Below are 13,225 nucleotides of genomic sequence, written 5' to 3'. Positions count from 1 at the left end.
GGTTTTTAATTATACCGAAGTGATGTCTGCCACCCTTCTTAATTCTTTATCTATTTTCGCGTCACCTTTTATTGCGGTAACCAGGTCTACATGCACTACTTTCTGGTGATGTATACCTACCATGATTTCAGATTTTCCTTTCATTAAGGCTTCAACCGCACCAACGCCCAGTTTACTGGCCAAGACACGATCAAAACAACTTGGAGATCCTCCACGCTGAATATGCCCTAAAACAGAAACTCTAATTTCATATTCGTCCAGGTTTTCCTCGATGTAACTGGCAAGTTCAAATATATTCTTACCACTTTTTTCACCTTCAGCCACCACAATAATACTTGAGGTCTTTCCTGATTTTTTACTTTTCCGAAGTGAATCTATAAGCCTTTCTGCTCCCAGGTTTTCTTCTGGGATCAAGATTTCCTCAGCTCCTGCACCAATACCACTATTTAAAGCAATATCCCCAGCATCTCTTCCCATTACTTCTATAAGGAAAAGTCTATTGTGAGAACTGGCGGTATCACGAATCTTATCGATCGCTTCTACTACTGTATTCAATGCGGTATCGTAACCCAATGTGTAATCTGTACCATTGATGTCGTTATCTATGGTCGCAGGAATACCTACTATTGGGAATTTGAATTCCTGGCTAAAGAGTTGTCCACCGGTAAACGTACCGTCACCTCCTATAACTATTAAGGCATCTACATTGTTTGCCTTTAAATTATCGAAAGCTTTCTTACGACCTTCTTTAGTTTTAAATTCTTCGGAACGGGTGGACTTTAAGAATGTTCCACCTTTATTTATTATATTTCTTACTGACCGGGCATCAAGTGTTTCGAAGTCAGCTTCTATTAATCCCTGATAGCCTCTATATACGCCCGTGCATTCTAATTTATAAAATGAACATGCACGCACGACTGCTCTTATTGCAGCATTCATTCCCGGAGCATCTCCTCCGGAAGTTAGAACTGCGATGTTTCTTATATTTTCAACCATTTACCTCAAAGCTAACCTCTTTCATTCCATTAACCTAATTTCGGAAAAAACTAAAACGTTTTCGGTTAATAACTAATAAAAAAAGCCACTATTAAGTGGCTTTTTGCAAATATTTAGGACTTTAATTACTTATTTATCAAAATTTTATACTCCCAGGGCCCAAATTGCATTTCCTGGTCTTTAGAAAACGACACTTCAGATCCACTCATATATTCTATAAAATCACCTTCTATTTCTGCTTTAAATGAAACCGGTTCAGAAGTCATATTAGCTACATAATATAAAGTCTCACCATTTTTCTCTCTCTTATAAGCAATTATCTTGTCTTCAGCAGAAGTATTCACGTTGGCATAACTTGCAGCTTCCTTTCCACCATTAAGCGCTGGATTCGTATTCTTTAATTCACCAAGTTTCTCTAAAAGTGGATAGACCTTTCCTTTTGTTTTAGGAATTGTGTCTTTCTCAAAGAATAAAAGTCTTTTATCCATATCGTATTCCTGCCCGCTATAGATCAAAGGCATTCCCGGCAAGGTATAGGACATGGCGAGCATCGCTTCTGAAGCATCTCCCATTCTTTCTCTTACCGTCCCAGCCCAGGAATTCTCATCATGATTGGTCACAAAATTCATCAGGTAATCATCGTCCTGAAAAGTTGAATCAACCTTCTTCATATATTCATCCCAATCTTTAGCTGATTTTTCTCCTTTTGCGATACTGTTCATTAGGTGATGACCTTCCCAGTTATAGCCCATTTCAAAAGCATTATGGAAAAGATCTTTTGGATTATCTGCTTCTGCAAGCATAAATACCGGCTTTACTTTTCTTATCTCTTCAGCCGCAGTTTCCCAGAAATCTGTAGGAACTGAGTGCGCTGCGTCGGCTCTAAAACCATCAATATCATGCTCTTCTACCCAGAATAACATTTCATCTATCATCGCCTGTCTCATTTCCTGATTATCAAAATTAAGATCTGCCACATCTGTCCAACCCCAGGATTCGCCGGTTTCATCATTGATAGGATCTACAATTTCTCCTTTTTCATTCTGAGTGTACCAGTCTTTATGATCTGTGATCCATTGATGATCCCATCCGGTATGATTTGCCACCCAATCCAGGATCACATACATATCATTCTCATGAGCTGTTTGTACCAATTCATCAAAATCTTCCATGTTTCCATGCTCAGGATTTACCGCGGAGTAATCTGAAATAGAATAATAACTTCCAAGGTATTTCTTTCGTTCTTCAGGATCCTCGATATCTTCAACGTCACGACCTCCGGTAGCTTTTCTGTTCTTTTCAGAAATTGGATACATCGGCATTAGCCAGATCACTTTTACTCCAAGTTCTTTTAATTGCGGAATATCTTTCGTAAACGCATCAAAAGTGCCTTCCGGCGAATACTGACGTAGGTTCGCTTCGTAGATCACTGCCGATTCCAGCATCTCATTATCTACAGGAGCCAGACTTAGCGTATCCTCTTTTGTTTCCTCTAAATTATCTTTTTTGGGCTCATCCTTACATGATATCAGAAAACTGAATACCATCAATAGTAAAACAACCTTTTTCATTAATTGTGGGTTTAGGGTTTATTAAGTTTTTAGTTAAATTTTGTGGTGTAGAAATAAACTCCTCTTTCAGGAAGTTCTAGAGTTTGATCCCAGGTTATATTTTCCTTTGAAATCAGGTTTTGCATTTCTGAATTCTGAAGATTTAATTCTTTAAATCTCTCCAGCTCCAGATCATATGCCTCCTCATTCTTATTTAGAATAAGTACAATTTTTTCATTTTCTGAAATTCTGGAAATTAGATAAATTCCATTTTCAGGTGCAAAATGAATGGTTTTCCCATTATGTATCGCTTCACTTTCCTTCCTGTAATTAAGGATAGACTTAAGGAAAGACTGCATATCCTTCTGGTCTTCAGTCAAGCCTTCAGAGGTAAAGGCATTTACTTCACTATCGCTCCAGCCGCCAGGAAATTCAGTTCTAATTAATCCGTGGTCACCTGGTTTTTCAGTATCATCCATTAAAATTTCAGTTCCATAATAGATCTGCGGTATTCTTGGAAGCACTAATTGATAAGCCAGCGCCATTTTCGTGTTTGGGATATCTTCTTTAAGCTGAGTATAAATTCTACTCATATCATGATTATCCGGGAAGATCATGATATTTTCAGGTGAAGCATAAGAGAAGTCATTAGAAAGACCTTCATATAATTTATGAAGCCCGCGCTCCCAACCTTCATCTTCATTTAGACCTTCTACTATTTTTCCCTGCATGGCAAAATCCATGGTAGTTTTAAGATTTGAATCGTACCCATTATCAACCCCATCCTGCCAGAATCTTATTAATAAAGGATTGTAGCTCCATTCTTCTCCTACAATATTAAAATTAGGATACTCGTTCATAATAGCCCCGGCCCAATCGCTCATAAATTCCTTATCTGGATAAGGATAGGTGTCCTGACGAATTCCGCCAAGCTTCAAAGTTTCAATCCACCAGATGCTATTCTGAATAAGATATTTTGCCATAAAAGGATTCTTTTGATTGAGGTCTGGCATAGTATCTACAAACCAGCCGTCATTCAACCTTTTCTTATCATATTCTGAAGCGTAATTATCCTGATTAGCCGTTCTCTTATGGTTAGAATGCAAGATCTTCTCGCCTTTTTCAAATTGCTCCTGATAATTTATCCAGTCGCTAAATGGTAGGTCTTTCATCCACCAGTGTTCCAATCCTATATGATTAGCCACCAGATCCATTATCATTTTAATTCCTCTTTTTTCAGCTTTATCAGCCAGCTCTTTGTATTCTTCAAGAGTTCCAAATCGAGGATCAACACGATAAAAATCGGTCATGGCATACCCGTGATAAGAGCCAGATTTCATGTCATTGATCAACAAAGGAGAAGACCATAGGGCCGTGAAGCCCATTTCATCTATATAATCCAGGTGATCAATAATACCACGAATATCACCACCGTGACGAGCATAGTCATCTTCCCGATCTATAGTTTTTTCATTCAGAGATTCATCTATATCATTAGATTCATCACCATTAGCAAACCTGTCTGGTGTAATAAGATATACAGCGTCTGTATTATTGAAACCTATATAATCCTCAGCAGGCCTGGTACGCTGCTTTAATTCATAATCATAGGTCTCTTTTTTACCATCGGGCATTTCAAGGATAAGATCAAAAGTTCCCTGCTCAGTATTTTCTGAAATATTCAGATCAATAAAAAGATAATTAGGACTTTTAGCCTGGTTTACTTTTTCAATAGTAACTCCGTCATAGTTTATTACAGGCGTAGCTTTTCCTATATTCTCTCCATATACAAGCAATTGAAGGTTTGATTCTTCAAATCCCACCCACCAGTTAGGTGGTTCCACCCGGTCTATCTGGCTATATGAATTTATTACTGACATGAGAAGTACGCAAAACAAAATTTGTTTCATATTATTATTAATTATAAAAAAGGCTTCCCGATGATTCAGAAAGCCTTTGATAGTTTATGCACTAATTGGAGTAGTATTGGGTTGAACTTCCAACACTTTATCATTTACGAGAATCTCAAGAGATTTATTTCCTTCCAGTGAGAATTCAGTCTTCTCTGAAGAAACATCTACCTTTAGAATTCTATCCCTGAAATTCACTTTGAAAGAGTAAGCATTCCATTGTTCCGGAATTTGAGGTTTGAAGGAAAGCATATCATTCTCAACTCTCATTCCGCCAAAACCTTCCACGATACTCATCCATGTTCCAGCCATACTGGTAATATGACAACCTTCTTCAACCTCTTTATTATAATCGTCTAGATCCAGTCTGGAAGTTCGAACATAGAATTCATAAGCCTGTTCCATTCTGCCTAATAACGCAGCCTGAATACTATGAACACAAGGAGAAAGCGATGATTCATGAACGGTAAGCGGTTCATAGAAATCAAAATGCTTCTCAAGATCTTCCTTAGTAAAATGATCTGCAAAGAAATAGAAGCCTTGCAGTACATCTGCCTGTTTTATATAACATGATCTAAGGATCCTGTCCCAACTCCACTTCTGGTTAATTGGGCGTTGTTTTTTATCAAGATCTGATACCGGGATTATTTCCTTATCCAGGAATCCATCTTGCTGAAGGTAAACCCCATGTTCTTCAGAATACGGGAAATACATATTTTCAGCCACTTCTTTCCATTTAGAAAGTTCCCCTTCATTCAGGGAAGTGAGTCCCATGATTCTGGTATAATCTTCCTGATGCCCATCTTTCACCTTGCGTATCATTTCAAGACAGTATTCAATGCACCATTTAGCGATATAATTGGTATACCAGTTATTGTTTACATTATTCTCGTATTCATTAGGGCCGGTTACGCCAAGGATGACATATTTATCTTTATTCTTGCTGAAGTTAGCTCGCTGATGCCAGAACCTGGCGATAGCGATCATTACTTCCAGCCCTTTTTCCGGGATATAACTGAAATCTCCAGTAAACCTCACATAATTGTAAATGGCGAAAACCATGGCGCCATTCCTGTGGATCTCCTCAAAAGTGATCTCCCATTCGTTATGGCTTTCTTCACCATTCATGGTAACCATAGGGTAAAGAGCGGCACCATTCGAAAATCCTAATTTTGAAGCATTCTCTTTGGCCTTTTCTAAATGATTATGCCTGTAGGCTAATAATTTCCTGGCAACTTTCTGATCTTTAGTAGCCATATAAAATGGAATACAATAAGCTTCGGTATCCCAATAGGTACTACCTCCGTATTTTTCTCCCGTAAATCCTTTCGGACCAATATTCAGTCTTTCATCCTTTCCAAGATAGGTTTGATTCAGCTGAAAAATATTAAAACGAATTCCCTGTTGAGCTTTTACATCTCCGGAAATCGTGATATCTGCCATTTCCCAGATAGAAGCCCAGGCTTCTTTCTGTTCATTCTTAAGCTGATCGAATCCTTTTTCCATGGCTTTATCCAGAACCATAGATGCTCCCTGAATTAGCTCAGATCGTTTATGATTCATATCAGAAACATACCCGGCATATTTTATAATTCCAGCAGTTTCAGCTTTTGCTGTTTCCAGGGAATAAGAGAAAGATATCCGGTCCTCATCGGTTTTCACTTCAGGAGACATTTCAATTTTCTTACCGGACTTCAGAATTTCAGATCTCATATAGGTACCTACATGAAATTCTGTTTTTAAAGTCTTGGATACTATAAAGCCTCTATCGCCATCTGTCTTTACTTCCTGAGTCTCCCAGAAACGCTCTTCCCAGTTAGCATCTGTATTGGTAATACTTCCGTCCAGGTAAGGATCAAATTTTACGGTCGCATCCTGGTTTAGCGGAGTCACTTCATATTTAATAGCTCCCAGCTCATCGTTAACTATAGAAAGAAACCGAACGGCTTTCACCTCAATCTCAATACCATTAGGTAGTGTTGCTTCAAAAGACCTGGCAAGAAAACCTTCTTTCATATTAAGTTCTCTTCTAAAGTTTTTCACCTGGGTACAGGTAAAAAGGTCTAAAGGCTCTTCATTAATAAAAACATTGATCCCTATCCAGTTTGGTGCGTTCAATACTTTCGCGAAATATTCAGGATAACCATTCTTCCACCAGCCAACTTTTGTTTTATCTGGATAGAAAACACCTCCTATATAACTTCCCTGGAAACTTGGCCCCGAGTACTGCTCTTCAAAGTTCGCACGTTGACCCATGGCTCCGTTACCTATACTAAATAGACTTTCAGAAGATTTTACTCGGCCCGTATCAAACTCTTCCTCTATAATGGACCACGCATCAGGTTTAATATAATCTTGATTCATTAGTTCTCTTTTCTCAATAAATTTTCTATAAATTCTATTTTAATCTCGGTGAAGTCTGCGAAAATATGATCTGCTTCGTTCAGCACATCGGTATCTCCAATTCCAACACTTGTCATATTGCCGATATTGGCAGCCTGAACTCCCGCAACCGAATCTTCAAATACCACACATTGATGTGGTGGTGTATTTAATTTGTCTGCCGCGATCAGGAAAACTTCAGGATCTGGCTTTGCCTTACTAACATCTGTACCATCTACTATTGCATCGAATTTATCGTACAGATCGAGCTTTTTTAAGATAGGCCTGGCATTTTTACTGGCAGAACCTAAAGCGAATGGAATGTTCTTCTCGGTAAGATAATCCAGCACTTTACGAACGCCTGGAAGAATCTCGTTATCGTCCATCTCATTTACATAAGATAAGTAATTTTCATTTTTCATGGCCATTTGCCTCTGAAATTCATCTTCAGACAGCTCCATATTTCCCCATTTAAGGATCCTTTTTAAGGATTCTACGCGGCTCACGCCTTTTAACTGCTCATTCTGCTCTTCGGTAAAATCGAACCCCAGGTCATTCGCTAGTTTTCTCCAGGCCAAAAAATGAAACTTAGCAGTATCTACTATTACGCCATCCAGATCGAAAATGAATGCTTTATGATTTTCTATATTAGGCTGGTTCATATTTTATTGCTTTTCTGTCTGTTATTAATAAATTAGAAAATGCCGCCAACATTAAGAATATTCCGGCAATGGTCATAGCATGTATAGATTCATCACCTATTAATTTCTGAAGAAATACTACACCCCCTAAAGCTGCTATGATCTGAGGAATTACAATAAACATATTGAAAACCCCCATCATTAGTCCCATTTTTGAGGACTCTACAGAACTGGAAAGCATAGCATATGGCATTGAAAGTATACTACCCCAGGCAAATCCTATAAGAGTAAAAGAAACGTATAGCATATCTGGATCTCCGGGAATAAAGAACATTAAAAGGAACCCTAATCCTCCCATTATCAAACTTCCCATGTGTACGATCTTTCTATTTATAGAAAACCTGGAAGTATAGAAGGTAAGTAATAATGCAAATGCCATGGATGACAGGCCATAAATTCCCATTTTAGATCCTACATCATCACTGGCTTCGTTATATTGTTTATCCAGTTGAGAATACTCTGCTTTTGACTGATCATCTTCAAAAAGAATTACCCTATCTGCATCATACATAACCTCGCCATCTGCGTCTTTTTGAGCAAATTCTTGTATTTGAGGTTTCGGCGCATTATATATATGACTTGTTAAAGCAGGATTCGCCAGGGTCCACATGGCAAAAAAAGCGAACCAGGAGAAAAATTGAACGACGCCTAATTTTTTCATGATCTTCGGCATTAAGGCATAGGTACCGAGAATTGTTTTCAGCATTCCCTTATCCTCTTCTTCTACCGAATCTGGATCGAATTTCTTCATTTCTTCCGGAGAAAATTCCTTGGTGGTGAAAATTGTAACCAGAATCGAACCTAAGAATACAACGGCTCCAACAATAAATGCAACTTTCACAGATTCAGGAACAACTCCTGGTGCTGCTTCATTACTTATATTAAGAACGTTGTTCATGAATTTAGGAAGGTTACTGGCAACCCAGGTTCCTATTCCAATTATCAATGTTTGAATCACAAAACCGTAACTCCTTTGAGAGTCTGGTAATTTATCTGCGACCAAAGCACGAAAAGGTTCCATGGAAATATTAATAGAGGCATCTAAAACTAATAGTAGCCCGGCCGCCATCCATACTGCGGAAGAATATGGCATCGCTAATAAAGCGATGGAACTTAAGATGGCTCCCAGCAAAAAGAATGGTCTTCTTCTACCAAGGGTTTTATGCCAGGTATTGTCGCTCAAATACCCAATAATAGGCTGAACGATTAAACCTGCCAACGGAGCTGCTATCCATAATAAAGGTATATTATCTTTTTCTGCTCCAAGAGTTTCAAAAATACGGGACATGGTCGAGCCCTGAAGAGCGAAACCAAATTGAATACCCAGAAATCCAAAACTCATGTTCCAGATATCCCAAAACTTTAAACGGGGTTTTTGCATATCGCGATTTTAGTTATTCTACGATAAGCACTAAGACTTATCAAAACTTAAACAAGGTAGGAAGTAAAAATATAAGTTCTGATAAATTTCAACTGAGGCAAATATATATAATTTTTAAAACGTCGGGCTTATTTCTTTGATTTTGTTGAATTTCTGGTCACCAGGCCTGTCTCTACTATAATTGTTTTGTAATATTCTTCTTCTGAAGGGGTTCTCTCAAGTTTTTCTATCAATAACCTGGCAGACTCCTCTCCTATTCTCATCCCATGCTGACTAACTGTAGTTAAACTTGGTATGAACCTTTTAGAAAGCTCACCATCTGTAAAGCCAATTACCGAAACATCATCTGGAACTTTTTTACCCTGTTCCTGTATCGTCTTGATCGCTGAAATGGCAAAATGCTCATTCACAGCAAACACCCCATCAACGTCTTTCTCTTTAAGGAATTGCTCTATTTCAGCCTCAGAATCTTCCATTTCTTCGATCTTTAATATCAGATCTTCATTTACCGAAATTCCGTTTTCTTCCAGGGCATCCTTATAACCTTTAGTTCTAAGTTTCCCGACACTTACATAATCTACTGTAGAGATCAATGCAATCTTTTTACAGCCAATATCCACAAGATATTGTACCGCTTTCTTACCACCCGTAACATCATCTATGATCACTTTATCACAGGAAATATCTTCTACCACTCTATCAAAAAGAACTAGTGGCATCCCTTGATTTATAGCTTCTATTAAATGATGATAATCTCCCTTTTGCATGGTTTCCTTGGCAAGGGAAAGAATAAATCCATCTGTACTACCATTTGCCAGCATTTCCATATTCAGGACCTCTTTATCAAAAGAATTGTCTGAAAGGCAAACCAAAACGTTATACCCCATTTCATTGGCAACCTTCTCTACACCACTAATGACGGTAGTAAAGAAATGGTGTACAATTTCAGGAATAATGATACCTATGGTCTTGGTCTTTCTATTTTTAAGGCTAAGAGCTATATTATTTGGCTTGTAATTATAATGTTTGGCAAAAGCCTTGATCTTTTCGCGGGTTTCTTCTCCGATTTCCGGGCTATCGCGAAGGGCTTTCGAAACTGTAGAAATTGAAACATCTAATTCTTTCGCAATCTTTTTTAGGGTAAGTTTTGGCTTCATTTAGTTTCGATATTCTTGATTTTGGGTGGCTTTGATTCTGGAAATATCAAATTTACCATATTTATATTATTAATGCCTTAACTGAAAAAAGTTTTCAACACGAAAACGTTTTCGTTGTAGTAGTGGCGCTGAATGCCCCATTATTGGTGAGGAATTTACATACATTTAACCTCAGGAAGTAAAAATATAAGGTTAATTTTTAGTAAAACCAATAGAAAATTTATGAGAACTTTATTTAAAAGCACATTGTTTTTGCTGTTTATGCTACCAATGAGCTTTTTTGCCCAAAACACCGTTAGTGGGACCGTGACCGAAAGCGCCACAGGTTTACCAGTTCCAGGTGTGAATGTAATTGTTCAGGGTACCACAAATGGTACCATTTCAAATTTTGATGGTGAATATTCCATCGAAAATGTTTCAGACGGTGATATCCTTTCTTTTTCATTTTTAGGATTTGCCACTCAGGAAATAACTTATAGTGGCCAATCCACTCTGGATATTCAGTTAGAAGAAGATTCTGCTGCTCTAGATGAGGTTGTGGTTATTGGTTATGGCTCTGTAAGCAAAAAAGATGCAACCGGAGCTGTGGACCAGGTTAGTACCGAAGATTTTAACCAGGGTCCAGTGCAAACTGCTGGTCAGCTTATTACCGGTAAAGTTGCTGGAGTAAGTGTAACTTCTGGTGGTGGTGCTCCTGGTGAAGGCCAAACTATTAATATTAGAGGACAGGGATCATTATCCCTTACAAGTTCTCCGCTTATTGTAGTTGATGGGATTCCATTATCAAACGATGCCGTAGGTGGATCCAGAAATGCTTTAGATTTCATTAATCCTAGTGATATTGAAAGTATGACCATTCTAAAGGATGCATCTTCAACCGCGATTTACGGTTCGAGAGCTGCGAATGGTGTAATTATGATCACCACCAAGAAAGGAAAAGGAAATGAATTTAAATTCAATCTTTCTACTTCTACAACCGTTTATACTCCAACAGATTATGTAGATGTACTTAACGGGGACCAGTTTAGAACACTAATTAATGAAATAGGTGATGATGCTGCAATTGAAAGATTAGGAAACACTAATACAGACTGGCAGGATGAAATTTATACTACTTCTTTTGGATCTGAACACAATCTAAGCACCACAGGTAGAGTTGGTGATTTTATGCCAGTACGTGCTTCATTAGGTTATACAGATCAGGATGGTGTTTTAAGAGGTGATAATTTTACAAGAACTACAGCCTCTATTAATTTACGACCTAGTTTTCTTGATAGTCACCTAACCGTTGAACTGAATGGTCGGGGAATGTATACTGAAAATACTTTTGCCAATAGAGATGCTATTGGAAGTTCAGTAGATTTTGACCCAACACAATCTGTGTTTGACGAAAATTCTCCATTTGGAGGTTATTTCACCTGGTTAAATTCAGAAAATGTTCAAAATAGTCTTGCTCCAACCAACCCGGTTGCACTTTTAGCATTCAAAGATGACACTTCTGAAGTTAGAAGATTCATTGGTAATGCTAAAGTTGATTATGATTTCCATTTTCTTCCGGAATTAACCGCAACAGTGAATGTAGGTTTAGATAAATCTAACGCAAATGGAAGAGTTGTGACTTCAGATCAAATGCCGTCTTCAGCACAAGACTGGAATGGATCATATAATTCTTATAGCAATGAAAACACAAATAAATTATTTGATGCTTATTTAACTTATGATAATGATTTTGATGTCCATTCAGTAAACGCAGTAGCCGGATATTCTTATCAGAGTTTTGAAAATGACAATTATAGCTATGATAGTGAATTAGAAGAGGATGGTCTTGATTTTGAATTTATCGATAAAGCTAAGAGTGTACTCCTATCTTACTTTGGAAGATTCAATTATAACTTCGATAACAGATATCTTTTTACAGCTACTATGAGAGCTGACTCTTCTTCTAAACTAAATCCAGATGACAGATGGGGTTATTTCCCGTCATTCGCATTAGCATGGAATCTAAATAACGAAAATTTCTTAGAGAGCTCTGCCGTTGTTGATCAACTTAAATTGAGAGTTGGTTATGGTGAAATTGGTAACGTAAATGGCCTTGGTGATTATAACTTCCTTACAAAATATGCCGGAAGTATTGGAGGCGCCAGCTATCAGTTAGGTAATCAATTCTATCAAACTTACAGACCAGAACCTTTAAATAAAGACCTTAGATGGGAAGTTGGAAAAACCTATAACCTAGGTTTAGATTACGGACTATTTAGTAATCGAATTTCAGGTTCTGTGAATGTCTACCTTAAAGAAACTGAAGACCTCATAAGCTTTGTAACTGTAGATCCATTTACAAACTTCGCTAATGCCATCGATGATAATATTGGTGATATGGAAAACCGAGGTATTGAATTTGAAATAAATGTAGTCCCTGTTAGAAAAGAAAATTTTAACTGGAGCATTGGTTATAACATCAGCTACAATGAAAACGAGATCACAAACTTACCGGATGAAGTTCAGGTAGGTGGAATTAACGGTGGTACCGGGAATACAATTCAACTTCATAAAGAAGGATTTGCTCCTTTTAGCTACTGGGTTTTTAAACAGGTATATGATGAAAACGGAAGACCTGTTGAAGGTGCATATGTAGACAGAAATGGAGATAATGAGATCAATGATGATGACAAATATCTTTATAAGGATCCTTATGCAGATATCAGTATGGGTCTAAACACCAATTTAAATTATAAGAGCTGGGATCTGGCAATTGTAACCAGAGCTAATCTTGGAAACTATGCCTATAATAACATGGCATCGAGTAAATCTTTTGAAACCCGTGCTACGGCAAATGCTATTCTAAGAAACCTGCAGTCAGATTACTATAACTCTGGTTTTGTAACTACTACAGAAACAAACCTGTCTAGTGATTACTACGTTCAGGATGCGTCTTTCTTTAAATTAGATAATATCACTTTAGGCTACACGCTACCAGAAATATTTAAAGAGTCAACCTTAAGAATTTATGGTTCTGCTTTAAATGTATTGACGGTAACCGACTACGAAGGTCTGGATCCTGAGATTAGCGGAGGAATAGATAATAACTTCTATCCTCGCCCTAGAACATTCGCAATCGGAGCAAATCTTAACTTTTAAAAAATAGTTT

General features: G+C 37.7%; 8 protein-coding genes. 1 reads left to right on the top strand and 7 read right to left on the bottom strand.

All coding sequences use genetic code 11. The features are described from left to right. Positions 1-9: 9 nt before the first annotated feature. The 7 genes from pfkA to G530_RS0108140 form a co-directional block, all read right to left on the bottom strand. On the bottom strand, positions 10-996 hold the full coding sequence (pfkA, locus tag G530_RS0108170; protein WP_026934066.1) for a 6-phosphofructokinase: 987 nt from the start codon (positions 994-996) through the stop codon (positions 10-12). 125 nt (positions 997-1,121) lie between these two features. After that, positions 1,122-2,567 (bottom strand): alpha-amylase family glycosyl hydrolase, encoded by a 1,446-nt coding sequence (locus tag G530_RS0108165; protein ID WP_026934065.1) that lies wholly within the window; start codon positions 2,565-2,567, stop codon positions 1,122-1,124. Positions 2,568-2,596: 29 nt separating this feature from the next. Beyond that, on the bottom strand, positions 2,597-4,456 hold the full coding sequence (locus G530_RS0108160; RefSeq protein ID WP_026934064.1) for a glycoside hydrolase family 13 protein: 1,860 nt from the start codon (positions 4,454-4,456) through the stop codon (positions 2,597-2,599). Between the two features lie 54 nt (positions 4,457-4,510). After that, complete coding sequence (locus tag G530_RS0108155; protein ID WP_026934063.1) at positions 4,511-6,820, bottom strand: glycoside hydrolase family 65 protein; 2,310 nt, start codon at positions 6,818-6,820, stop codon at positions 4,511-4,513. Continuing rightward, the gene (pgmB, locus tag G530_RS0108150) at positions 6,820-7,500 is read right to left on the bottom strand and encodes a beta-phosphoglucomutase (RefSeq protein WP_026934062.1); all 681 of its coding nucleotides are present in this window, start codon (positions 7,498-7,500) and stop codon (positions 6,820-6,822) included. Before pgmB ends, G530_RS0108155 begins: the two co-directional genes overlap by 1 nt. Next, a complete protein-coding gene (locus G530_RS0108145) occupies positions 7,487-8,920 on the bottom strand; it encodes an MFS transporter (protein ID WP_026934061.1) in 1,434 nt (477 codons plus the stop codon). The genes pgmB and G530_RS0108145 overlap by 14 nt, the downstream gene beginning before the upstream one ends. Positions 8,921-9,048: 128 nt before the next feature. Beyond that, a complete protein-coding gene (locus G530_RS0108140) occupies positions 9,049-10,077 on the bottom strand; it encodes a LacI family DNA-binding transcriptional regulator (protein ID WP_026934060.1) in 1,029 nt (342 codons plus the stop codon). Positions 10,078-10,299: 222 nt separating this feature from the next. On the opposite strand from G530_RS0108140, the gene G530_RS0108135 reads away from it, so the two are divergent. Further along, positions 10,300-13,215 (top strand): SusC/RagA family TonB-linked outer membrane protein, encoded by a 2,916-nt coding sequence (locus G530_RS0108135; protein ID WP_026934059.1) that lies wholly within the window; start codon positions 10,300-10,302, stop codon positions 13,213-13,215. The last annotated feature ends 10 nt before the right edge of the window (positions 13,216-13,225 follow it).

Origin of the sequence: Christiangramia echinicola DSM 19838, assembly GCF_000423065.1 — a bacterium.
Classification (GTDB): domain Bacteria; phylum Bacteroidota; class Bacteroidia; order Flavobacteriales; family Flavobacteriaceae; genus Christiangramia; species Christiangramia echinicola.
Note: the sequence above shows the minus strand (reverse complement) of the source record. Positions and strands in the feature narration are given on the sequence as shown.

Excerpts from the sequence above, each read along its gene's own strand:
- G530_RS0108160 (WP_026934064.1), bottom strand. The coding sequence starts at position 4,456 with ATGAAACAAATTTTGTTTTGCGTACTTCTCATGTCAGTAATAAATTCA.
- pgmB (WP_026934062.1), bottom strand. The coding sequence starts at position 7,500 with ATGAACCAGCCTAATATAGAAAATCATAAAGCATTCATTTTCGATCTG.
- G530_RS0108140 (WP_026934060.1), bottom strand. The coding sequence starts at position 10,077 with ATGAAGCCAAAACTTACCCTAAAAAAGATTGCGAAAGAATTAGATGTT.
- G530_RS0108155 (WP_026934063.1), bottom strand. The coding sequence starts at position 6,820 with ATGAATCAAGATTATATTAAACCTGATGCGTGGTCCATTATAGAGGAA.
- G530_RS0108145 (WP_026934061.1), bottom strand. The coding sequence starts at position 8,920 with ATGCAAAAACCCCGTTTAAAGTTTTGGGATATCTGGAACATGAGTTTT.
- pfkA (WP_026934066.1), bottom strand. The coding sequence starts at position 996 with ATGGTTGAAAATATAAGAAACATCGCAGTTCTAACTTCCGGAGGAGAT.
- G530_RS0108165 (WP_026934065.1), bottom strand. The coding sequence starts at position 2,567 with ATGAAAAAGGTTGTTTTACTATTGATGGTATTCAGTTTTCTGATATCA.
- G530_RS0108135 (WP_026934059.1), top strand. The coding sequence starts at position 10,300 with ATGAGAACTTTATTTAAAAGCACATTGTTTTTGCTGTTTATGCTACCA.